23 protein-coding genes and 1 pseudogene are annotated in these 22,625 nt (G+C 70.7%); 18 read left to right on the top strand and 6 right to left on the bottom strand.

Annotation, left to right across the window (positions count from 1 at the left end; all coding sequences use genetic code 11):
• The first annotated feature begins 46 nt into the window (after positions 1–46).
• The gene (locus ABZ893_RS23885) at positions 47–784 is read left to right on the top strand and encodes a dienelactone hydrolase family protein (protein WP_361407108.1); all 738 of its coding nucleotides are present in this window, start codon (positions 47–49) and stop codon (positions 782–784) included.
• Between the two features lie 59 nt (positions 785–843).
• Positions 844–909 (top strand): annotated as a pseudogene (locus tag ABZ893_RS23890) (helix-turn-helix domain-containing protein); the annotation flags it as partial.
• Positions 910–1,100: 191 nt separating this feature from the next.
• On the opposite strand, the gene ABZ893_RS23895 reads toward ABZ893_RS23890, so the two are convergent.
• Positions 1,101–1,451, bottom strand: a complete 351-nt coding sequence (locus tag ABZ893_RS23895) for a nuclear transport factor 2 family protein (protein ID WP_361407110.1) — start codon at positions 1,449–1,451, stop codon at positions 1,101–1,103.
• Positions 1,452–1,570: 119 nt separating this feature from the next.
• Here ABZ893_RS23895 and ABZ893_RS23900 point away from each other — a divergent pair, with 119 nt between their 5' ends.
• Complete coding sequence (locus ABZ893_RS23900) at positions 1,571–2,350, top strand: helix-turn-helix transcriptional regulator (protein WP_361407112.1); 780 nt, start codon at positions 1,571–1,573, stop codon at positions 2,348–2,350.
• A gap of 94 nt (positions 2,351–2,444) precedes the next feature.
• On the opposite strand, the gene ABZ893_RS23905 is transcribed toward ABZ893_RS23900, so the two are convergent.
• Entirely contained in the window at positions 2,445–3,449 is a 1,005-nt protein-coding gene (locus tag ABZ893_RS23905; RefSeq protein WP_361407113.1) for a MerR family transcriptional regulator, read from the bottom strand.
• Between the two features lie 5 nt (positions 3,450–3,454).
• Positions 3,455–4,126, bottom strand: a complete 672-nt coding sequence (locus ABZ893_RS23910; RefSeq protein ID WP_361407115.1) for a HEAT repeat domain-containing protein — start codon at positions 4,124–4,126, stop codon at positions 3,455–3,457.
• Positions 4,127–4,944: 818 nt separating this feature from the next.
• Between ABZ893_RS23910 and ABZ893_RS23915 the strand changes: the two genes are divergently transcribed.
• The 14 genes from ABZ893_RS23915 to hypE all read left to right on the top strand — a co-directional run bounded on the left by ABZ893_RS23915 (position 4,945) and on the right by hypE (position 20,180).
• Positions 4,945–6,741 carry an enoyl-CoA hydratase-related protein gene (locus ABZ893_RS23915; RefSeq protein ID WP_361407117.1) on the top strand — a complete coding sequence of 599 codons (1,797 nt, stop codon included), beginning with the start codon at positions 4,945–4,947 and terminating at the stop codon, positions 6,739–6,741.
• A gap of 72 nt (positions 6,742–6,813) precedes the next feature.
• Positions 6,814–7,896, top strand: a complete 1,083-nt coding sequence (locus ABZ893_RS23920; protein ID WP_361407119.1) for a hydrogenase expression protein HypE — start codon at positions 6,814–6,816, stop codon at positions 7,894–7,896.
• A gap of 87 nt (positions 7,897–7,983) precedes the next feature.
• Positions 7,984–9,774 (top strand): nickel-dependent hydrogenase large subunit, encoded by a 1,791-nt coding sequence (locus ABZ893_RS23925; protein WP_361407121.1) that lies wholly within the window; start codon positions 7,984–7,986, stop codon positions 9,772–9,774.
• Positions 9,771–10,328, top strand: a complete 558-nt coding sequence (locus ABZ893_RS23930) for a hypothetical protein (protein ID WP_361407123.1) — start codon at positions 9,771–9,773, stop codon at positions 10,326–10,328. Before ABZ893_RS23925 ends, ABZ893_RS23930 begins: the two co-directional genes overlap by 4 nt.
• Before the next feature lie 20 nt (positions 10,329–10,348).
• Positions 10,349–10,984, top strand: coding sequence for a DUF5947 family protein (locus tag ABZ893_RS23935; RefSeq protein WP_361407125.1), 636 nt, complete (start codon positions 10,349–10,351; stop codon positions 10,982–10,984).
• Positions 10,981–11,619, top strand: coding sequence for a DUF6084 family protein (locus tag ABZ893_RS23940; protein WP_361407127.1), 639 nt, complete (start codon positions 10,981–10,983; stop codon positions 11,617–11,619). Before ABZ893_RS23935 ends, ABZ893_RS23940 begins: the two co-directional genes overlap by 4 nt.
• Entirely contained in the window at positions 11,616–13,013 is a 1,398-nt protein-coding gene (locus tag ABZ893_RS23945) for a hypothetical protein (RefSeq protein WP_361407128.1), read from the top strand. The genes ABZ893_RS23940 and ABZ893_RS23945 overlap by 4 nt, the downstream gene beginning before the upstream one ends.
• Entirely contained in the window at positions 13,010–13,540 is a 531-nt protein-coding gene (locus ABZ893_RS23950) for a hydrogenase maturation protease (RefSeq protein ID WP_361407130.1), read from the top strand. The genes ABZ893_RS23945 and ABZ893_RS23950 overlap by 4 nt, the downstream gene beginning before the upstream one ends.
• 336 nt (positions 13,541–13,876) lie before the next feature.
• Positions 13,877–14,272: a hydrogenase maturation nickel metallochaperone HypA gene (locus ABZ893_RS23955; protein ID WP_361407132.1), complete on the top strand. Its 396-nt coding sequence runs from the start codon at positions 13,877–13,879 to the stop codon at positions 14,270–14,272.
• Between the two features lie 2 nt (positions 14,273–14,274).
• Entirely contained in the window at positions 14,275–14,970 is a 696-nt protein-coding gene (gene hypB, locus ABZ893_RS23960) for a hydrogenase nickel incorporation protein HypB (RefSeq protein WP_361407134.1), read from the top strand.
• Positions 14,967–17,573 (top strand): carbamoyltransferase HypF, encoded by a 2,607-nt coding sequence (gene hypF, locus ABZ893_RS23965; RefSeq protein WP_361407136.1) that lies wholly within the window; start codon positions 14,967–14,969, stop codon positions 17,571–17,573. The genes hypB and hypF overlap by 4 nt, the downstream gene beginning before the upstream one ends.
• A gap of 9 nt (positions 17,574–17,582) precedes the next feature.
• Positions 17,583–17,912, top strand: a complete 330-nt coding sequence (locus ABZ893_RS23970) for a HypC/HybG/HupF family hydrogenase formation chaperone (RefSeq protein ID WP_361407138.1) — start codon at positions 17,583–17,585, stop codon at positions 17,910–17,912.
• The gene (hypD, locus tag ABZ893_RS23975) at positions 17,909–19,075 is read left to right on the top strand and encodes a hydrogenase formation protein HypD (protein ID WP_361407140.1); all 1,167 of its coding nucleotides are present in this window, start codon (positions 17,909–17,911) and stop codon (positions 19,073–19,075) included. Before ABZ893_RS23970 ends, hypD begins: the two co-directional genes overlap by 4 nt.
• Positions 19,076–19,139: 64 nt before the next feature.
• Positions 19,140–20,180, top strand: a complete 1,041-nt coding sequence (hypE, locus tag ABZ893_RS23980; RefSeq protein ID WP_361407275.1) for a hydrogenase expression/formation protein HypE — start codon at positions 19,140–19,142, stop codon at positions 20,178–20,180.
• Between the two features lie 2 nt (positions 20,181–20,182).
• Here the strand turns inward: hypE and ABZ893_RS23985 are convergent, their stop codons facing one another.
• The 3 genes from ABZ893_RS23985 to ABZ893_RS23995 all read right to left on the bottom strand — a co-directional run bounded on the left by ABZ893_RS23985 (position 20,183) and on the right by ABZ893_RS23995 (position 21,805).
• Entirely contained in the window at positions 20,183–20,413 is a 231-nt protein-coding gene (locus ABZ893_RS23985) for a hypothetical protein (RefSeq protein WP_361407142.1), read from the bottom strand.
• A complete protein-coding gene (locus tag ABZ893_RS23990; protein WP_361407144.1) occupies positions 20,397–20,654 on the bottom strand; it encodes a DUF6400 family protein in 258 nt (85 codons plus the stop codon). Before ABZ893_RS23990 ends, ABZ893_RS23985 begins: the two co-directional genes overlap by 17 nt.
• A gap of 134 nt (positions 20,655–20,788) precedes the next feature.
• Positions 20,789–21,805, bottom strand: a complete 1,017-nt coding sequence (locus ABZ893_RS23995; RefSeq protein WP_361407146.1) for a MerR family transcriptional regulator — start codon at positions 21,803–21,805, stop codon at positions 20,789–20,791.
• A 187-nt stretch (positions 21,806–21,992) separates the two neighbouring features.
• Between ABZ893_RS23995 and ABZ893_RS24000 the strand changes: the two genes are divergently transcribed.
• Positions 21,993–22,580 carry a sigma-70 family RNA polymerase sigma factor gene (locus ABZ893_RS24000; RefSeq protein WP_361407147.1) on the top strand — a complete coding sequence of 196 codons (588 nt, stop codon included), beginning with the start codon at positions 21,993–21,995 and terminating at the stop codon, positions 22,578–22,580.
• Positions 22,581–22,625 lie beyond the last annotated feature (45 nt).

The following is a 22,625-nucleotide window of genomic DNA, read 5'->3' on the forward strand; positions in this document are numbered from 1 at the left end:
AGAACACCGGCCGGGCCGGGCTCGACGATCACTACAGTCCAGTCTCATGACGACGATCACGAGGCGCACGGTCGAGTACCCGGCCGACGGTTTGACGATGATCGGGCACCTCGCGCTCCCGGCCGGTGTCGACCGCCGGCCCGCGGTGCTCCTCGGACCAGAGGGCATGGGGCTCAGCGACGTCGAGCGCCGTCGGGCCGATGCTCTCGCCGAGCTGGGATATGTCGCGCTGGCCTTCGACCTTCACGGCGGGCGCTACTTGGGCGACCCCGAGGAGATGCTGGCCCGTTGCGTGCCACTGCTCGCTGATCCCGACCGGATGCGGGGCATCGGCCATGCGGCGCTCGACGTGTTGCGCACCGAACCGCGGACCGACCCCGACCGGATCGCCGCCGTCGGTTACGGCACCGGGGGCGCCATCGGGCTGGAACTCGGGCGTGATGGCGTCAGCCTGCGCGCGATCGGGACAGTCAACGCACTGACCACGGGCCGACCGGGCGAGGCGGAGCGCATCCGCTGCCCGGTGTGGGCCGGGGTCGGGTCGGAAGACCCGATCATGCCGCCCGCGCAACGGAACGCGTTCACGGCTGAGATGCAGGCCGGGGGCATCGACTGGCGCCTCACGGTCTACGGCGGCGCCTTGCACGCCTTCCACCACCCGCCGGTCGTCCACCCCGCCGTCCCCGGCGTCGGCTACCACCCATGGCACGCACAGCGAGCCTGGCGCGACGTCGTCGACCTGCTCGCCGAGTGCCTGCCCGTGACGGAGGACCTGGGGGCATGACCCAGGTAAGGATGCCGGCGCCGGACCTGGTCGGCGTCGGACACTGACAGTGCAGCAGCCTCGGCGAGATCGCCGAGAAGACCGGCACCCCAAAGACCTCCCTGCACCGCTACCTCCAGGGATAGTCGTTCAGGAATCGGCGATGCCGCCTGCCTGTGTCGCCGAACGCCCGACATGTCCGACGAGCTGTCCGCCGTGCACCAGAAGCGACCGCCGTACGGTGCCATCGTGGCCTCGATCCGCTCGATGTGCTCGGCTGTCTCCGGGCCGACCTAGACATCCTCCAGGTAGCCGATCACGTACGCGTGCGGCGCCGTCATGTCGGCACCTTGTCCAGGAAACCGCGTACGTCGTGGATCCGACCTGACTCGTCCAGCACCAGGACGTCGAATCCGATCACCAGCGGCTCGGCTCCCTCCGGGCCCAGGCCCCAGCGGAAGCGCACCTGGCGATGGTGGGCGTCGATCTCGCCGAGCTGGGTGAACACGTATCCCGGAAACTGCGCCTGGACGCCATCGACGACCGCCGCGATCCCCTCGTGGCCGCAGACCTCGGCCATCGGATCGGTGTAGGTGACGTCGGGCGACCAGTGCGCGGATATCAACGTCGCACGCTCGCCACCGGTCGCGTTCCAGCTGGCCAGGTATTTCTGGACGATGTCCTTCATGGTCGATTTCTCCTGTTCGTTTCGATCGGCTGGTGTCCGGCATCCTGGCCCGGGCCGGCCGTCCGAGCCATGACCTCACAGGTCATGGCTGCCAGGACACGGCTCCGTAGACTCATGGCATGAGCCTTGCAGCCGAAGTCCCGCCGGTAGGTGCGCTGTTGCGGACCTGGCGCGAGCGACGCCGGCTGAGCCAGCAGGAACTGTCCAACCGATCGCGGGTCTCCACCCGGCATCTCAGCCGGGTGGAGACCGGCAAGGCGCACCCGACCCCGGAGATGCTCATGCGCCTCTCCGACAACCTGGATGTGCCGCTGCGGGATCGCAACCGGATCCTGTTGGCCGCCGGCTACGCACCGCGCTATCCGGATCGCCAATTGGACGACGCGTCGATCGCGGTAGTGATGGACGGTCTGCGCCGACTCCTCGACGCGCACCTGCCCTACCCCGCACTGCTGCTTGACGACCAGTGGGACATCGTCGACACCAACGCTGCCGTTGATCAGCTGCTGACCGGTTGCGCACCGGAGTTGCTGGAGCCGCCGATCAATGTGGTCCGGGTATGTCTCCATCCCGACGGGCTGGCCGACCGGATCAGCAATCTCACGGAGTGGGGCAGCCATCTACTGAAGCAAGTGAGCCACCGTGCCGAGCGCACCCATGACCAGCGCCACCACGAGCTGGTCACGGAGATCGCCGGATACCTCGACAGACCCGATGCCGCCACCCCCCTCGCAGGGCCAGTGATCACCCTCGAAATCGATGTCGACGGCAACCCGCTCCGGTTCTTCAGCACCTCCGCCACCCTCAGCACCGCCACGGATACAGCCTTGGAAGGGCTGCATCTGGAGACGTTTCTGCCGGCCGACGACGCGACCCGACGCCGGTTCGATCGGCCGTAGACCATGCCAGCAGGGTCCCGCCGCAGACCCGGCTGACGGCGTCGGCAGGACGTTCATCGTTGTCATCGTTGATCCGGCGCCTGAAAAGATTCAGTCACCCCACGTCGCGGAGCCGAAGAAGGTATGCGGCAGTCAGCGCAACGGCACGGTCCTCGTCATGTGACAGCTCCACGAGGGCACGTGACGCCGTCGTCCCCGGAATGTCCGCCAGCGCTTGGGTCAGCCGCCCGCGCGCAGGTGCCGGGGCGGTGTCGTCGGCAAGGCGATCGACGAGCCCGGTCGCGATCTGATCTGCCGTCACGGTGTCGCCCGCCAGCACGCTCAGCGCATCGGCCGCATCGGTGTCGTTCCTTCCCTCCACGATCATGTCGATGAGCACCGGAACCGCATCAGCCACACCCCGTGTACCGAGCGCCAGAGCCGCATACCCGCGGACCACGGCGTCGGGGTTCGCAAGGGCATCCCGCAGCTGCGCGGTCGCTTCATCGCAAGGCATCTCGACGAGGGCCTGAACGGCACGCTCCCGCACCGCGGCCACCGGTGAGCTGAGGCCCTCTGCCAGCAGTGCCAGGGCGTCGTCGTCCGATCGCGCCAACGCCCATCGCAGGGCCCCCGCGACGTTCGGATCCGTCTCGCCGAGCGCCGCCTCGACCAGGGCCTCCACCGGCACCGGAACCTCGTCGCCCGAGGAGAGAACCGCGCGCTGGCGCGCGTCGGCGCTCTTCGACCCCAGTGCTTGGAGGAGCGCAACGACCTGAAGCACGTCCTGCCAGCCGGCCGGGTCCGCGGCATGGATCCGGCGGAGCCGCGTGAGCAGCTCGGTCTCCGCCGCGATGCGATCGCGCGTCTGACGGGTGAGGTCGCCGACGAGCGCCGAAGGCGTGAAACCGGGATCGTCGAGGGCGCGCCCGATCTCACGCAGCGACAGGCCCAACGAGCGCAGGCTCTCGATGTGGAAGATCCGCCGGATGTCCTGTGCGGAGTACTCCCGATAACCGGATCCCGTACGGCCCGAAGGCCGCACGAGGCCCAGTGATTCGTAATGCCGGAGCATCCGGGCACTGACCCCGGACCGTCTCGCCACCTCACCGATCAACACAGTTCTTATCGTCCGTCCTGAGGGACCCCGGCGAGGGCCAGGACGCGCTTGGCCTCCTCGATCGCCAGCTCGAATCCGGCGTCGGGGTCCCGCAGCAGCCGTTGTGTGGCGAGCGCGTGCGCACGCACACCCGGGTCATCAGCCGTCGTCGCGTCGTGCAGGGCCGGCCCGGCCACTTCACCCAGCGCCACCAGCGCCTGACTGAGACTCAGCTGCGTCTCCCGCTCACCGCGCCCGAGCTGCGTCGCCAGGACCGTGGCCAGGGCGGGCTCCTCGCCTTCCGGCACGAGCAGGACCGCGGCCCGCCAGGCGCTGCGCGCCACCTCGTCGTCAGCGTCGGACAACAGTGCCCGGGTGATCGCCGGCCACGCCTGCCGGTCCCCGATCTTGGACAGGGTGTGCAACGCCTGGCTGCGTGCCTGCGCACGCTCGGAACGGACCTCGTGGAGCAGCTCGGGGAGCGTCAGGGACACCGGGTGACGGGTGAGCGCCCAGGTCAGCATGTCGCGGACGAAGAACTCGGGCTCGATCGCGCATCGTTCGATGAGCTTGTCGACGAAGCACGGGTCGGGCGCCGAGCCGACCGCCAGAGCAGCCCGCAGTCGTACGGACGAACGACTGTCCTCTAGCGCCTGGAGCGCTCGTGTTGCATCCGCGTCCCCACTTGTCATGGTCATCGGGACCACCTCCTTGGGAAGCAGTCAAGACCTTGTCACCGTGTCAAGGTCAATCGGGTCGGCTGCCCGATCACGAGTCATTGAGAGGACGCCCCCGGGTGTGCGCCAGATGGCCCGGCTCCAGGTGCTCGATAATCGCGGCGCGGTTGGGTGCGGCGTAGGCGCGCGGCAGGTCGGGCACCCGCCATGCGGCCTTGTTCAGTCGGTGAGCTCCGGGAAGTCCTTCATCGCATCTCTGGGCTCGATCGGTCGGCGGCCTCGGCTTGGGTGCGGGGGCGACGTACGGCGGGCGCACTCACCAGGTCGAGGCGCTTGTTCATGTCCAAGCGGAAGGTGCCGTAACAGTACGGTTTGACGTCGGATCAGAACAGCGCGGTCAGGCCGCGCCGGTCGCTCAGCTTCTCGGCGTGCACCTTGTCCGGGCCGTTCAGGGCGCCGTCCTTGCCGTAGTGGAGCACGGTGTTCGCACTGTTTCATGAGCCGACCTGCGCGTCCGTGCGACCGACAGGCATCCGCATACCTGCCGGACTCTGCATCTTCCACGGCACACATGGCGCGGCGTCGCCCGGCCCGCGCACTCGGGCGATCAGCCCCGCCAATCGGTCGGGGCGTATGTCTCGGAAGGGTGAGGTGCGGGCTCCGCCACCCCGCTGCGCGGCTCGCGCTGGTCGATGATCGCAGGCGGTTGACGAACCGCGGTTCCCAGGGCCGCACCGTCCACCGGAGCCCGGAAAGACCACCGGGGCCCGGAAAGACCGCCGCACCCCGGAAAGACCACCGCAGCCCCCAAAGGCCACCGCCACCCGGAAAGGCCGCCCATGCGCATCCTGCTCGTTGCCGGCAGCTTCAACAGCCTCACCCAGCGCGTCCTGGTCGAGTTGCGCGACCGCGGGCACACCGTTCCCGTAGAGGTCACCCCCGACGGGGCCGCCGTGCGCGAGGCCGTGGCGCGCCATGCACCCGATCTGGTCGTCGCCCCCATGCTGAAGACCGTCGTGCCCCGCGACGTGTGGACGGCGCACCGTTGCCTGATCGTCCACCCGGGGCCCGTGGGCGACCGGGGACCGTCCTCGCTGGACCACGCGATCCGCGACGGAGTCGAGGAGTGGGGCGTCACCGTCCTCCAGGCCGACGAGGAGATGGACGCCGGCGACGTCTGGGCGTCCGCGAGCTTCCGCGTTTCGGAGGTCGGCAAGAGCGATCTGTACCGCAATGAGCTGTCCGACGCCGCGGTGGCCGCCGTGCTCCTCGCCGTCGAGAGGGTCGCCGGCGGGGCGACACCGCGTCCGCAGACCGGCGAGATCCGCGTCCGGCCCGCTGTCCGCCAGGCGGAGCGTCGGATCGCGTGGGACGAGGACACCACCGAGACCGTTCTGCGCACGCTGCGGGCCGCCGACTCGCAACCCGGTGTACGGGACCGGCTGCTCGGCGCCGAGTGGTTCCTGCACGGCGGTCACGCGGAAGACGGGCTGAGCGGGCGGCCCGGTTCGCTGCTGGCCACCCGCGCGGGCGCGATCTGCCGAGCCACCGTGGACGGCGCCGTGTGGATCCCCGAACTGCGCGCCCGCACCGGCCCCGGCAGACCGCGTGCCTGCAAGCTCCCCGCCACCCTGGCTCTCGCGGGCCGGTTGCCCGAGCTCCCCGAACTGCCGGCACCCGCCGACCCGGCGCCAGGCCGGCGGACCTGGTCCGACATCCGGTACCGCGAGCAGGGACCCGTCGGCTTTCTGTCCTTCGCGTTCCCCGGCGGGGCCATGAGCACCGACCAGTGCCGCCGCCTGCTGGACGCCTATACGGAAGCCCGCACGCGCCCCACCTCCGTGCTCGTGCTCGGCGGGCAGCGCGACTTCTTCTCCAACGGCATCCATCTGAACGTCATCGAGGCGGCCGCCGACCCCGCCGCCGAGTCCTGGGCCAACATCAACGCCATGAACGACCTGGTCGAGGCGGTCCTGACCACGAACGACCGGCTCGTCGTGAGCGCGATCGGCGGCAACGCCGCCGCGGGCGGAGCGATGCTCGCCCTCGCCGCCGACGAGGTCTGGTGCCGGTCGGGAACGGTGCTCAACCCGCACTACCGACGGATGGGCCTGTACGGATCGGAGTACTGGACCCGCACGCTCCCGGGGAGGGTGGGCGCACCCCTCGCCGCGCGGCTGACCCAGGAGGCCCGGCCGGTCTCCGCCGCGGCCTCGTACGACATGGGTCTCGTCGACCGGGTCGTCGACTGCGGACCCGGGGAGTTCGGCGGCGAGATCACCCGGCTCGCCCTCCACCTGGCATCCCGTGACGGGATCCAGGCGCGGATCGCGGCGAAGAAGGCCGCGTACGAGCGCCGTGAGGCCATTGCGCCTCTTGCCGCCCACCGAAAGCAGGAGCTCTCCCGGATGCGGCGGATCTTCGACGACCCCGCCGCGAGCTACCACGCACTGCGCCGGGCCTTCGTCCGTAAGGAAACCCCGGGCGCGCCCCGGCCGGACGGCCCCGGGGCGCCCCCACCCGATGGCCCAGGTACGGCCCCTCCAAATGGCCCCGGCGCACTCCCTCCGAACGGCCCCGGCGCACCCCCGCCGAACGGCCCCGGTGCGGGCGCGACGCGATCCACGGGCTGTTAAGCAGGACGTAGGCCCGGTATGAGGCCTTTGCCCCCACCCCTCCTCAGGAGGCGACACAGCAGGAGGCGACACATGAGCCCAGTAAAACCGGCCCCGGTCGAGGACCAGGGTGCCGCACCCGGCAGCGAAGAGAAGCCGATCCACATCCTCTGGATCAACGCGGGTCTGAGCTGCGACGGCGACTCGGTCGCCCTGACCGCCGCCATGCAGCCCAGCATCGAGGAGATCGCCCTCGCGGGGCTGCCAGGGCTGCCCAGGATCGCGGTCCACTGGCCACTGATCGACTTCGAATGCGGCCCGGTGGGCGGCGCCGACACGTTCATCGAGTGGTTCTTCAAGGGCGAGCGGGGCGAGATCGACCCGTTCGTACTGGTCGTCGAGGGGTCGATCCCGAACGAGGCCATCAAGCAGGAGGGCTACTGGTGCGGCTTCGGCGACGACCCGGAGACCGGCCAGCCCATCACCACCAGCGAGTGGATCGACCGCCTTGCCCCCAAGGCCCTCGCGGTGGTCGCGATCGGCACCTGCGCCACGTACGGCGGCATCCACGCCATGGAGGGGAACCCGACCGGCGCGATGGGAGTCCCGGACTATCTCGGCTGGGACTGGAAGTCCCACGCCGGCATCCCCATCGTGAACGTGCCCGGCTGCCCCATCCAGCCGGACAACTTCGCGGAGACGCTGACCTACCTGCTCTATCAGGCGGTCGGCTCCGCGCCCATGATCCCGCTGGACGACAAGCTCCGTCCGACCTGGCTGTTCGGGGCGACCGTGCACGAGGGCTGCGACCGGGCCGGCTACTACGAGCAGGGCCAGTTCGCCTCGACGTACGACTCGCCCGAGTGCCTGGTGAAACTCGGCTGCTGGGGCCCCGTCGTCAAGTGCAACGTCCCCAAGCGCGGCTGGATGAACGGTGTCGGCGGGTGCCCGAACGTCGGCGGCATCTGCATCGCGTGCACGATGCCCGGATTCCCGGACAAGTTCATGCCGTTCATGGACGAACCTCCCGGCGCGAAGGTCTCCAGCGGAGCCAGCGGCGTGTACGGCTCCGTCATCCGCCGACTGCGGACCATCACGGCCAGGACCGTGGACAAGGAGCCGAAGTGGCGGCACACCGGCGAGCGCGTCACCACCGGCTACCGGCCGCCCTGGTGACGTGACGTCATCGCACCACCCCGCAGGCCCACCGACCAACCCACTGTTCGCGAAGTCGAAGAGTTGACGAAGGGCAGCACAGCGACCATGGCACCTCCGACGAAGACGAAGACGAAGGCTGACGGCTCCGGACTGGTGGAGATGGCTTGGGACCCCATCACTCGGATCGTCGGCAGCCTCGGCATCCACACGAAGATCGATTTCAAGCAGAAGCGCGTCGCGGAGTGCTACAGCACGTCCTCCGTGTTCCGCGGCTACAGCGTCTTCATGAGGGGCAAGGACCCCCGCGACGCGCACTTCATCACCAGCCGTATCTGCGGTATCTGCGGTGACAACCACGCGACCTGCTCCGTGTACGCGCAGAACATGGCGTACGGCGTGAAGCCCCCGAACCTCGGTGAGTGGATCATCAACCTCGGCGAGTCCGCGGAGTACATGTTCGACCACAACATCTTCCAGGAGAACCTGGTCGGGGTCGACTACTGCGAGAAGATGGTCCGCGAGACCAACCCCGGCGTCCTGGAGCTGGCCGAGCGCACCGAGGCACCGCACGCCGCCGAGCACGGCTACCGCACGATCGCGGACATCATGCGCTCCCTCAACCCCCTCGAGGGCGAGTTCTACCGCGAGGCGCTTCAAGTCAGCCGCTACACCCGGGAGATGTTCTGCCTCATGGAAGGGCGGCACGTCCACCCCTCCACCCTCTACCCCGGCGGTGTCGGCACGGTCGCGTCCGTGCAGCTCTTCACCGACTACATGAGCCGCCTCATGCGCTACGTGGAGTTCATGAAGCGCGTCGTACCGCTCCACGACGACCTCTTCGACTTCTTCTACGAGGCGCTGCCCGGTTACGAGGAGGTCGGCCGCCGCCGTGTGCTGCTCGGCTGCTGGGGCGCACTCAACGACCCCGAGCACTGCGACTTCACCTACGCCAACATGACCGACTGGGGCCGGCGGATGTTCGTCACCCCCGGCGTCATCGTCGACGGCAAGCTGGTGACCAACGACCTCACCGAGATCAACCTCGGCATCCGCATCCTGCTCGGCAGCTCGTACTACGACGACTGGGAGGGCCAGGAGCAGTTCGTCACCCACGATCCGCTGGGCAACCGGGTCGACCCGCGCCACCCGTGGAACCAGCACACCATCCCGGCCCCGCAGAAGCGGAACTTCGACGACAAGTACAGCTGGGTCATGTCCCCGCGCTGGTTCGACGGCAAGGACCACCTGCCCCTGGACACCGGCGGCGGCCCCCTCGCACGCCTGTGGTCCACCGCGCTCTCCGGCCTCGTCGACATCGGCTACGTCAAGGCCACCGGGCACAGCGTCGTCATCAACCTCCCCCGCACGATGACCAAGCCCGAAACCACCTTCGAGTGGCGGATCCCGAAGTGGAGCAACGCCCTGGAGCGCAACCGCGCCCGGACCTACTTCCAGGCGTACGCGGCCGCCGTCGCCCTGCACTGCGCCGAGAAGGGCCTGGAGGAGGTCCGCGCCGGACGCACGCAGACGTGGGAGAAGTTCGAAGTACCGGACGAAGCCATCGGCGTCGGCTTCACCGAGGCCGTACGCGGCGTTCTCTCGCACCACATGGTCATCAGGGACGGCAAGATCGCCAACTACCACCCCTATCCGCCGACGCCCTGGAACGCCTCCACCCGGGACACGTTCGGAACCCCCGGCCCGTACGAGGACGCGGTGCAGAACACCCCGATCTTCGAGGAGAACACGCCCGAGAACTTCAAGGGCATCGACATCATGCGCGCCGTGCGCAGCTTCGACCCCTGCCTGCCGTGCGGCGTCCACATGTACACCGGCAGCGGCAGGACCGTGAAGCAGATGCACGTGCCCACCGGCCTGAGCGGCCTGGCCGGATGAGCGCGACCACCGCCGAACAGGCGGGCCGCCGGGTAGAGGAAGTCCTGGACCGGCTGGCCGAGAACGGCGACACAGAGGCCTGCGCGGCCGCGGAGGAAGTCGTACGCGTCCTCATGGAGTTCTACGGCAGCGGCATCGCCCGCGTCGTCGACCTCCTCGGGCGCCCCGCCGCCCGTCCGCCCGCCGACCCGATGGGCCCGCTGCTCGCGGACGAACTCGTCGCCAGCCTCCTCAACCTGCACGGACTGCACCCCGAGGACGCGCCGACCCGTATCGACCGCGCCCTGTCCGCCCTGCCGCAGCCCGTGGAGAACGCCGGATTCGACGCGGCGACGGGCGTGCTGCGGCTGAGGGCCACCGCCTCGACCGGCTGCGGTTGTTCCAGCACCCAGGACTCCGTCCGGCAGGCGGCCGTGGACGCCCTCGCCTGCTTCGCGCCCGAGGTCACCGGCGTCGAGCTGGAGAGCGCAGCCCCACGCGAACCGGCGCTGCTCCAGATCGGTCCCCGTCCGTCCCTCGTGGGCGCGGACGGCCGCACGTCGGCGGCCCTGTGAACGGGCCGCCGGACAGTGCCGTGCGGCCCCCTCGGCCCACCGGCCTGCGCCGCTTCACCACCCCCCGTCCGCCCCGCGAGGAGCGCTGCGAACTGTGCGGCGCCAGGCTCGCGGCCGAGGAACGTCACCCGCACCTCGTCGACATCGACAAACGGGCCCTGGTCTGCGCCTGCGGCCCGTGCGCACAGCTCATGGACCGCTCCGCCGCCTCCCCGGGGCGGTTCCGGGCGGTCCCCGGCCGCTACCTCAGCGACCCCGACCACCAGATCGACGACCAGGCCTGGGACTCGCTGCGGATCCCGGTCTCGGTCGCGTTCTTCTTCCGCAACTCCACCCTCGACCGGCCGGTGGTGCTCTACCCGAGCCCCGCCGGCGCCACCGAGAGCGAACCGGACGAAGAGACCTGGCGCTCCGTCCTCGCCGCCACCCGCCTCGCCGACCGGCTCGAACCCGACGTCGAGGCCCTGCTCCTGCGCCGCCACGAGGGCCGCACCGAATGCTTCCTCGTGCCGATCGACCTCTGCTACGAACTGGTGGGCCGCATGAGACTGCGCTGGCAGGGCTTCGACGGAGGCGCGGAGGCGCGGGCGGACCTCGACGACCTCTTCACCCAAATCTGCGGCCGGGCCCGCGAGTTGGAGGGGAGCCGGCCGTGACCGACTTCTCCTTCGCCTGCACCGACGTCCGCGCCGACGCCTACGCCGCCGGACCCACGCTCGTGTTCCGGCTGCGGATCACCGCCACCGGCGGCACCCGGGTCCACGCCATGGCTCTGCGCTGCCAGATCCGTATCGAACCCGCCCGGCGCGGCTACGACGACCAAGAGGCCGCGGCCCTCGGCGACCTCTTCGGCGAGCGCTCCCGGTGGGGCAGCAGCCTCAACCCGGTCCAGTTCGCCAACGCCTCCGTCATGGTGCCCGGCTTCACCGGCGAGATCGAGACCGACCTCGTCGTGCCCTGCACCTACGACACCGACATCGCCGCGTCCCGCTACCTCCGGGCGCTCTCCGACGGCGAGGTCCCGCTGCTCCTGCTCTTCTCCGGCACCGCCTTCACCGGCGCCGGCGGCTTCCACGTCGAGCCCGTTCCCTGGGACAAGGAGGTCTCCCACCGAATGCCCGTGAAGGTCTGGCGGGAGATGATCGACCAGCACTTCCCCGGCTGCGGATGGATCCGGCTCCCGGGCGACGCGATGGACGCCCTGCTCGCCTACCGCTCGCGCCTCGCCCTCCCGTCCTGGGAAGCCACCGTCGACTCCCTGCTCGAAGCGGCCGGGGAGACGACACGATGACCACCGTCGCCTTCACCCCCGGCACCGAGGCACGGTTCGCCGTCGCCCGGCACGTCGCCGACGCCGTCCTCTTCGAGGGGTACGTGCTCTACCCGTACCGCGCTTCCGCCGCGAAGAACCGGCTCCGCTGGCAGTTCGGCGTACTGGTGCCACCGTCCTGGAGCGCCGCCGCCGAGGAGCACGACTTCCAGCTCACCGAGTGCCTCATGGAGCCCAGGACCGGCGCCGAACTCGCCGTGGAGGTCCGCTTCCTGCGCGCCCAGCGGCGTACCGTCGAGGAACTGTGCGCGGACGGGAGCTTCGCTCCGACCGCCGAACTCTCCCTGGCCGACCGGGTTCTGGTGGCCTGGGATGAGGGCGTCGAGGAACGCGTCACCCTCGTCGTCCCCGTCGGCGACCTCAGGGGCGACGGCACCACCCTGCCCTTCACCCGGTGCGCCGCCGAGGAAGTGGAAGAGGTCACCGACACCGACGGACGCGTCCTAGGCCGGCTCGTACGCCGACGCGAGGAGATCAGCGGCACCGTCAGGATCTCGGCGGCCGAACTCGACGGCCCGTACCGCGTCGAGCGCCTCTCGGTGACCGTCGAGAACACCAGCGCCTGGACCGCCGAGCCGGACACCGACCGCCACGCGGCCCTTCCGTACTCCCTCGTGGCCACCCACACGCTGCTCCGGCTCGACGGCGGCTCGTTCCTGTCGATGACCGACCCGCCGGAATGGGCCAAGGGCCCCGTCAACGCCTGCCGCAACCTGCACACGTGGCCCGTCCTGGCCGGCGAACCCGGCCGGGACGACCTGATGCTCTCCTCACCGATCATCCTGGAGGACCATCCGGCCATCGCGCCCGAGAGCCCCGGCGCCCTCTACGACGCGACCGAGATCGACGAGATCCTCGCCCTGCGCACCGCTGCCCTCACCGACGAGGAGAAACGCGAGGCCAGAGGCACCGACCCCCGCGCGGCGGCGGTGATCGACCTCGCGGACACCATGCCGCCCGAGGTCCTGGAACGTCTGCACGGAGCGGTACGCAGCCTCCAGAGCGTCACCGGCCCCCCGAAGCAGGCCTCGAACATCCTCGAACCGGACACCCCCTGGTGGGACCCCGGTGGCGACACCGGCGTCGACCCGGGCAGCGACCACGTCCTCGTCGACGGACGCGCGGTCCGCGCGGGCAGCCGGGTCGTCCTGCGTCCACGGCTGCGCCGCACGGACGCCCAGGACCTCTTCCTCGACGGACACACAGCCCTGGTCGAGGCCGTCCTCCACGACGTCGACGGCGGAGTCCACATCGCGGTGACCGTCGAGGACGACCCGGGCGCCGACATCCGCCGCGAACAGGGCCGGTTCCTCTACTTCCAGGCCGACGAGGTCGAAGCCCTGGAGGACGTGTGAACGGCCAAGCGCCCGAGGTCCGGACGACCGGCACGAACCGCACCCTCGTGGCCGGGGTGGGCAACATCTTCCTCGGTGACGACGGCTTCGGCGTGGAGACCCTGCGACGGCTCAGCCGCGAGGAACTCCCGGCCTCCGTCGAACTGTCCGACGTCGGGGTCCGGGGCGTCCACCTCGCCTATGAACTCCTCGACGGCTGGGACACCCTCGTCCTCGTCGACGTCACCGCCCGCGGCGGCGAACCGGGGACGCTCTATCTGATCGAGCCCTCGGCCGACGGTGACCGTGCCCGCGCCGCCGAGCCCGCGCCGCTCGACGGCCACCGGATGACGCCGGACGCCGTACTCGCCTTGCTCGACACCCTGTGCGCGGGAACCGGGGCCGCGCCGCCACGGCGGATCCTCGTCGTCGGCTGCGAACCGGCCTGCCTCGACGAGGGCATCGGGCTCAGCCCACAGGTCGCGGCGGCCGTGCCCGAGGCGGTGCGCATGGTGACCGAACTGGTCCACCAGGAAGCCGTCGTATGAAGAGCGAAGAAGCCGTCGTATGAAGACCGAAGCCCTCGTATGAAGACCGAAACGGAGAGCACCATGCACAGGAACGTCCTCGGCGCCGCCTTCGCCGCCACCGCTGCCCTCGCCGCCGTGGCCGTCGGCATCGCAGTCCTCCCCGACGTCCGGCGCTATCTGCGCATCAGCAGGATGTGACACCGCCGCGGGCCCGACGGTGGCGGCTGCACCGTTGGGACGACGCTGCCGTCCGGTCCTGGCGCGCCGGGCGGGCCTGAGCCGCCACCCGTTGTTCGCTGATGACGGTTCGCTGATGACGCCCGAGACCCGCCGCCGCGCACAGGACGGAGACCGATGCACGAGATGTCCCTCGCGGTCGCCGTCGTCGACCAGGTCGAGACCGCGGCGGAGTCCCGCGGGGCCGTCGGAGTCAGCAGCATCGTGCTGGACGTGGGCGAGCTGGCCGGCGTCGTCGCCGACGCCCTCGCCTTCTGCTTCGAACTCGCCTGCGCCGGAACCATTGTTGAGGGCGCCGAGCTGATCACCCGTACCGTCCCGGGCACCGCGCGCTGCGAACCGTGCGCCGAGGACTGGGCGGTCGGAATGCCGCCCCGGCTGCTCTGTCCCGGGTGCGGCGCCGCAGCCGGCGACCTGGTCTCCGGCCGTGAACTCCAGATCCGGGAGGTTCGCTGGGCCTGTCCCGAGACGACGCACCAACGACACCGCCGACCGATCACCGAGGAGAGCTGAGCATGTGCCGAGCCGTCGATCTCCAGCGCGCCGTCCTCGCCAAGAACGAGGCCGCGGCTCACATCCTGCGCACCGAGCTGAACGCCCGCGGGACCACCGTGATCAACCTGCTCTCCAGCCCCGGAAGCGGGAAGACCGCCCTGCTGGAACGCGAACTGCGCCTCGCCGGCGAACGGGGCGTCGTCGCCGCCGCGCTCACCGCCGACCTCGCCACCGAGAACGACGCCCGCCGCCTGGCCCGCTCGGGCGCCCCCGTCAAGCAGGTGCACACCGACGGCCTCTGCCACCTGGAGGCCGACATGGTCGCCCGGCACCTGCACGACTGGCTGCCCGAGTCCGCCCGGCTGCTGTTCGTCGAGAACGTCGGCAACCTCGTCTGCCCCGCCGGCTATGACCTGGGGGAGTCCCTCCGCGTCGTGCTCGCTTCGGTGACCGAGGGCGAGGACAAGCCGCTCAAGTACCCCACCGCGTTCGGCCTCGCCCAGCTGGTGATCGTCACCAAGAACGACATGGCCGAGGCCGCTCAGTTCGACGAGACGGCCTTCCGCGCCAACGTGCAGCAGGTCAACCCCGGCGTCGAGGTCGTCCTCAGCTCGGTGCGTGACGGCCAGGGAGCGGGCACGCTCCTTGACCGGGCCCTCGCGGTGGCAGAGGGGAACAGCGTCCACACCCCGGCGATGGCCCGGGTCGGCGCATGACCACGGCGCGGCCCGGACCCGCCCCCGCCACGGCGCCGCGGCGCAGCCGTGTGGTCGTCCGCGGTGTCGTGCAGGGCGTGGGCTTCCGGCCCTTCGTCTACGCCCTCGCCACCGGGCTGCGCCTGTCCGGCCACGTCACCAACACGGCGGACGGCGTCGTCGCGGAGGTCGAGGGAGACCCCGTGGACGTCGCGTCCTTCTGCGCCCGCCTCGCGCCCGACGCCCCGCCCCTGGCCCGGGTGGAGTCCGTCGAGGCGGCCGAGGTGAGTGCGAGCGGCGGCATCGGTTTCACGATCGTGCCCTCCCGCCACGGCGGCGCCGTCCGCACGCTCGTCCCGCCGGACACCGCCACCTGTGACGACTGCCTCGCGGAACTCGCGGACCCGGCCGACCGGCGCTATCTGCACCCGTTCATCACGTGCACCAACTGCGGCCCGCGCTTCACGATCGTCACGGGACTGCCCTACGACCGAGCCCACACCACCATGGCCGGCTTCCCGATGTGCCCCGACTGCGCCCGCGAATACGCGGACCCGGCCGACCGGCGCTTCCACGCGCAACCTGTGGCCTGCCCTCACTGCGGGCCCCGGCTGCGGCTGGTCAGGGGGCCAGTGGCCTCCGGCCTTTCCGGTACGGCTCCAACTCTCGGCCCCTCCAGTACGGCTGAGGTGCCCGGACACTCTGGTACGGCTCCGGTGCCCGGCCCCTCTGGTACGGCTTCGGTGCCCGGCCACTCTGGTACGGCTCCGGCGCCCGCTCCCTCCGATGCTGCTCCGGCCCCCAGCCCCGACCGGAACCCTCCGGCCCCCAGCCCCGACCGCGCCGACCTCGGCCCCGACCCCGCTGCCGACCCGATCGCCGCCGCCCGCAGGCTCCTCGCCTCCGGTGCGATCCTCGCCGTCAAAGGCCTCGGCGGCTACCACCTGGCCTGCGACGCGACGAACCCCGACGCGGTGGCCGAACTGCGCCGCCGCAAGGCGCGCGGTGACAAACCGTTCGCGATGATGGCCGCCGACCTCGCCGACATCGAACCCCTCGTGCACCTCGGCCCGCTCGAACGCGAACTCCTCACCGGCAGTGTCAGGCCCGTCGTCCTGCTGCGCCGCCGCGATGACGCCCGCCCGCGCCAGGGGGCCGCGCCGGCGAGTGAGGTGGCGCCGGGCAGCCCGGACCTCGGCTTCATGCTCCCGTACACCCCGGTTCACCACCTCCTTCTCGGCCTCGGCGCGGAGGACCGTGAAGGGCCCCGGCTCCTGGTGATGACCAGCGGCAACCTTGCGGGCGAACCCATCGTCACGGACGACGCGGAGGCACTGACCAGGCTCGCCGGTCTGGCGGACGCCTGGCTGCTGCACGACCGGCCCATCCACGTGCCCTGCGACGACTCCGTCGTCCGCGTCTGCGACGGCGAACAGCTGACGCTGCGCCGCTCCCGGGGCTATGCGCCGCTGCCGGTCGCGCTGCCCGTCGAGGTCGCCCCCGCGCTCGCCGTCGGAGGGGACCTGAAGAACACCTTCTGCCTCGGCGACGGACGCCAGGCCTGGCTCTCCGCCCACATCGGCGACATGGACGACCTCGCCACCCAGCTCGCCCTCGCCTCCGCCGAGCGGCAGTTGGAGTCCGTCACGGGCGTACGGCCCGAACTGCTCGCCGCCGACCGCCACCCCGCCTACCGGTCCACCCGCTGGGCCCGCGAACACGCGGCGGAACGGCCCGTCGTCCCCGTACAGCACCACCACGCGCACGTCGCGGCGGCGATGGCCGAGAACGGGCTGGACGGCACGTGTCCCGTGATCGGGGTGGCCTTCGACGGCACCGGCTACGGTCTCGACGGCGCGGTGTGGGGCGGTGAATTCCTTCTCGCGGACTACGCCGGGTTCCGCCGGTTCGCGCACCTGGCCTGCGTACCCCTGCCGGGTGGCGATGCGGCCGTACGACGGCCGTACCGCATGGCTGTGTCCCACCTGCGGGCCGCAGGCCTCGCCGTCGACCGCGCTCTACCCTGCACGCGAGCCTGCGCCACCGAAGAACTGGCCCTGCTGGAAAGGCAGTTGGAGCGCGAGCTGAACTGCGTGCCCACGTCCAGCATGGGGCGCCTCTTCGACGCCGTCTCCTCCCTCGCGGGGGTCTGCCAGCACGCGGGATACGAGGCGCAGGCCGCGATCGAGCTGGAGGCCGCGGCCCTGCGGGCACCCGACGTGGCGGAGGACGGACGCTACGCCTTCCGGCTCCGCACCGGTGGCCCGATCACCGCCGACCCCGCACCCCTGCTGACGGCGGTGGTCGCCGACGTACTGGACGGGACCCCGGCAGCCGTCGTCGCGGCGCGGTTCCACCACGCCGTGGCCCGGCTGGTGCGGGTGGTCTGCGCCGCCGCGCGCGACGAGACCGGCGTGGAGACCGTCGCCCTGACCGGGGGAGTGTTCGCCAACACGGTGCTCTCCTCGGCCTGCGCCGAAGGACTGCGAAAGGACGGCTTCACCGTCCTGCGCCACCGCCTGATCCCGCCGAACGACGGCGGCCTGGCCCTCGGCCAGCTCGTCGTGGCCGCCCGGATCACGGACGGGGCGGCCCCCGGCACACCACGACGAGAGCGAAAGTGAGGAGACACCATGTGCCTGGCGGTACCCGGAAAAGTGCTGGACGTCGAGGACCGGGACGGCACCCGGATGGCCACGGTCGACTTCGGCGGCGTGGTCAAGGAGGTGTGCCTCGAGTACCTGCCGGACCTCGAGCCCGGTGAGTACGCCATCGTGCACGTCGGCTTCGCCCTCCAGAAGCTCGACGAGGAGTCGGCCCGGCGGACGCTTGAGCTGTTCGAGACCCTCGGCCTGCTCCAGGAGGAGTTCGGAGACCCGTGGGAGGCCGCCGAGGCCGCGGGAAGCGAGTGGCAGGCACAGGACGACATCCACAAAGAGGTCCACGGAGAGGTACGGCCGTGAAGTACATCGACGAGTTCCAGAACCCGGACCTGGCACGCCGGCTGCTCGACGAGATCCGCGCGACGGTGACGCGCCCGTGGGCCCTGATGGAAGTCTGCGGGGGCCAGACCCACAGCATCATCCGGCACGGCATCGACCAACTCCTGCCGCCCGAGATCGAGTTGATCCACGGTCCGGGCTGTCCGGTCTGCGTCACTCCGCTGGAGACGATCGACAAGGCCCTGGAGATCGCTTCCCGGCCGGGGGTGATCTTCTGCTCCTTCGGCGACATGCTCCGCGTGCCCGGCACGGGCCGTGACCTGTTCCAGGTCCGCGGGCAGGGAGGAGACGTCAGGGTGGTCTACTCCCCGCTGGACGCGCTGCGGATCGCCGAGCAGAACCCGGACCGGGAGGTGGTCTTCTTCGGCATCGGCTTCGAGACCACGGCGCCGCCCAACGCGATGACGGTCCATCAGGCACGCAAGCGGAACATCCGTAACTTCAGCCTGCTCGTTTCCCACGTCCGCGTCCCGCCGGCGATCGACGCGATCATGCGGTCCCCGGACTGCCGCGTCCAGGGATTCCTCGCCGCCGGCCACGTCTGCAGCGTGATGGGCACGGCCGAGTACCCGGAGCTCGCGCGACGCCACCAAGTGCCGATCGTGGTCACCGGATTCGAACCGCTGGACATCCTGGAAGGCGTACGCAGGACCGTGCTTCAGCTGGAGCAGGGCGAGCACACGGTCGAGAACGCCTACCAGCGCGCCGTGCCGGCCGACGGCAATCCGGCGGCACAGGCGATGCTGAGCGACGTCTTCGAGATCACCGACCGGGCCTGGCGAGGCATCGGCGTCATCCCGAAGAGCGGCTGGCGCCTGTCCGAACGCTACCGGGACCACGATGCCGAACACCGCTTCTCCGTCGAGGGAATCGACACCCGCGAGCCCGCCGAGTGCCGCAGCGGCGAAGTCCTCCAGGGCCTGCTGAAACCGAACGAGTGCGAGGCGTTCGGCACCACCTGCACGCCCCGCTCCCCGCTCGGCGCCACGATGGTGTCCAGCGAGGGCGCCTGCGCCGCGTACTACCTCTACCGGCGGCTCGACGCGCCTCTCGCGCCGGCCCCCACGGCTTCCCGCACCCCGTCCCAGGTCACCGCTTCTCTGGAGGGCAGCTCCCTTGCCTGACACCGTCTTGCCCGACACCGTCAGCACCACCCCGGCGGCCGACGCCGCGCAGCCGGCACCCGACATGCTCGCCTGGACCTGCCCGGCGCCACTGCGCGACCGGCCACGCATCGTCATGGGCCACGGCGGCGGAGGAACCCTGTCCGCCGAGCTGATCGAGCACGTCTTCGCGCCCGCCTACGGCGGACCGGCCCTCGCCCACACCGCCGACGCGGCCGCGATCCGGATCGGCGGCGCCCGCCTGGCGTTCTCGACGGACTCCTTCGTGGTGCGCCCGCTGTTCTTCCCCGGCGGCAGCATCGGTGACCTTGCCGTCAACGGCACCGTGAACGACCTCGCCATGAGCGGCGCCCGGGCGAGCCACCTCTCCTGCGGGTTCATCCTGGAGGAAGGCGTCGAGACCGACGTGGTCGCCCGCGTCGCGCAGGCCCTCGGTGCGGCGGCGAGCGTGGCCGGCGTTCAGGTCGTCACCGGTGACACCAAGGTCGTGGAGGCCGGTCACGGCGACGGCATCTACATCAACACCTCGGGGGTCGGGCTGATCCCCGACGGAGTCGACCTGCGCCCGCAACGGGTGGTGCCCGGAGACGTGGTGATCGTCAGCGGCCCGATCGGTATGCACGGCGTGGCGATCATGAGCGTGCGGGAGGGCCTCGAATTCGGAGTCGAGATCACCAGCGACTGCGCACCGCTCGGCGGCCTTGTCGAGGCGATGCTCGCCGTCACGCCGGACCTGCACGTGCTGCGCGACCCCACACGCGGGGGCCTGGCCGCCTCCCTGAACGAGATCGCGGCGGCATCGGGCACGGGCGTCGTCATCCAGGAGCGCGCCGTCCCGGTCCCCGAAGCGGTCGGCAACGCCTGTGCGGTGCTCGGACTCGACCCCATGTACGTGGCGAACGAGGGCAAGCTCGTGGCCTTCGTCCCGCGTGAACATGCCGACGCCGTACTGGCCGCGATGCGCGCCCACCCCCTGGGCGCCGAAGCGGCGGTGATCGGCGAGGCGGTCGAGGCGCACCCGGGCATGGTGGTGGCCCGTACCGGACTCGGCGGCACCCGCGTCGTGGACATGCCGCTCGGAGAGCAGCTACCGCGGATCTGCTGAGCTCAGGCCGGGCGGGTGCGTCGCTCACGGGAGGTGTCGAGGGTCCACATGTGAGTGCAGTTCGGGCACTGCAGGTGGACCCGGGGCCCGTTGTTCCCGATCAGATAGCGCCAGTGATCCCGGCAGTTCCGGCGGTCCAGGCAGGTCCCGCAGTCGCGGGCGTCGTCGCAGCCGGGGCACGCGACCCAGGCCCGCCGAGCCGGGTCGGCGTGGGGATCAAGCGGAAGACGCACGGCCCGGCCCCTCTCCGGGCAGCACACCGGCCGCGACCAGCATCGCGTGAACCCTCTGCTGCTCCGCGTCCAAGCCCGAGTACAGCAGGGCGTGCGCCTTCTCCTCCTCACGCAGAACGGCCACGGGGTCCCAGTCGGGCCCAAGGGCGGCCACGACTTCGGCACGCCGACGTGCCTCCTCGACGGTGAGGTCGATGCTGAATCCGACCAGGTCGGAACGGGGTTCCGGTTCTTGGTTCATGGGGGACTTTCAGGGCGAATCGAACATGTTTGCCGTCACATCTACCAGAGCGCATGGTGGGTACGGAAGTGTCTGACCTGCCTTCGACGGTCCCTGTGGCATACCTCATGCCGAACATGCAGCCCCGGAGGGGATCAGCCGAAGAGTGTTTCGAGTAGTGCCAGGCCGGAGGCGAGTCCGGTGAGGCGGTTGGTTCCTGGTTCGGGTGGTGTGCCGGCCCAGCCGGGGCCTGCGAGGAGGGTGAGTGGGTGGGTTCGGGCGCCGCGTGGGCCCCATTCGAGGGCGAGGAGTGTGCGTACGACGCTTAGGTCGGCGGTGGTCCGGGACTGGGACCACAGGACGACGGCGGCGGGGCCGGTGCGCTTGGCCGCCGATACCAGGGCCTCGGCGGGTACGGCGGCTCCGAACATGTGGGTGGGTAGTGCCCGCTCGGTGAGTGCCGCCCACAGGGCTTCGATCGGCAGGCTGTGCTGTTCCTGCGGCATACAGGCCAGCAGGATCGGGGGGCGTGTGTCGGTGGCCGGGGTGGTCGCTGAGCGGAGTGTGGACGACACGTGCCAGGAGAGCAGGTGTTCCACCTCGACGTAGGACTCGTCCGATGTGGCCCATTTACGGCCGACGGCGTGCAGGGTGGGGGCGATGACATGTTCCCAGGCGACCACGATGCCGTAAGTGTCGATCGCGGTGCGGAGCTGGGTCTGGACTGCCGTGGCGTCGAGTCGTACGGCGGCGCGCGCCAGGCCTCGGCTTTCCGGCCAGACCCGTCCCAGGGGCAGGTCGCGGAGGCCGCCGGGAGTGCGGGGCTGCGGCGCTGCCACCGTCGGATGATCTGCCGCCCGGCCGTCGTCGGCCATCGCCAGCTGTGCTGCTTCGGCGGGTGTGATGCCCTGCGCGGTCAGCCGGCACATGTGCTCCATCCTGGCCACGTCTTGGGGGGACCAGCGGCGGTGGCGTCCTGGATCGCGGTGGCTGGGGCCGATGCCGTAGCGGCGTTCCCAGGTGCGCAGGGTGGTCTGGGCGACGCCGAGTCTGCGGGCGAGTGCGCCGGTGGTCAGGGCGGGTCCGGCAGGTTCGTCCGGCTCGGCGGAAGGTGTCCCGGGCCGGCGGTCCGCTTGTCGGCGAGTCGTGGGGTGCCGTTGCCTGCCGCTCATGCGCTGCTCCTTGGTGTTTCTCTTCGCCGCGTTGCTGTGCCGGACCCCGTTTCCTGGGGTCAAAACGATGCACGAACGATGCATCTTGTGCACCGGTTTCCTACGCGATCACTGTGGCGGCAGGCGCGACGAGGCGGCGCCTGGCACGTCAGTGCAGCCCGGTGGAATTGTCCGAGGAGTGTTCACGATGACCACGACAGAGTTGGCGCGCTCTGAGCCGGCGGGGCTTCGGGACGATCGGTTGATCGCTGAGGCGTTTTGGCGGGGTGATGGGGACGGTTGCCGGTTGGTGTACGAGCGGTGGGCGGCGCTCGTGCGCGGCCTTGTGCGGGGAGCGCTCGGCGACTCCTGGGACGTGGAGGATGTCACGCAGCAGGTGTTCATTGCCGCGTGGCGGGGGCGTGGTGGGTTTCGTCCGGAGCGGGGCAGTGTCGGGTCCTGGCTGGTCGGTATCGCCCGGCACAAGATTGCGGACGCGCGGGGGGTGCGGGCGCGTCAGGCCAGGTTGGCGGCCGCGGTGGAGTCGGAGTGGGACGCGGAGCCGTGGATGTCGGAGGGGTGCCTGGCGCAGCGGGCGGTGGACGGTGTGGTGGTCCGGTATGAGCTGAGCCGGTTGCCGCGCGTGCAGCAGGAGGTGCTGTGGCTGGCTTTCTACGCGGATCTGCCTCAGTCGCAGATCGCTGCCCGGATGGGGTTGCCGCTCGGGACGGTCAAGAGTCATGCCCGGCGGGGGATGCGTATGTTGCGGCTGCGGTTGGAGCAGTGCGGGGGGTGATCTTGCCGACCGGAAGAGCGGGTCCGGGCTGGTCGATGAACGCCG

Source organism: Streptomyces sp. NPDC046821, assembly GCF_040645335.1.
Lineage (GTDB): Bacteria > Actinomycetota > Actinomycetes > Streptomycetales > Streptomycetaceae > Streptomyces.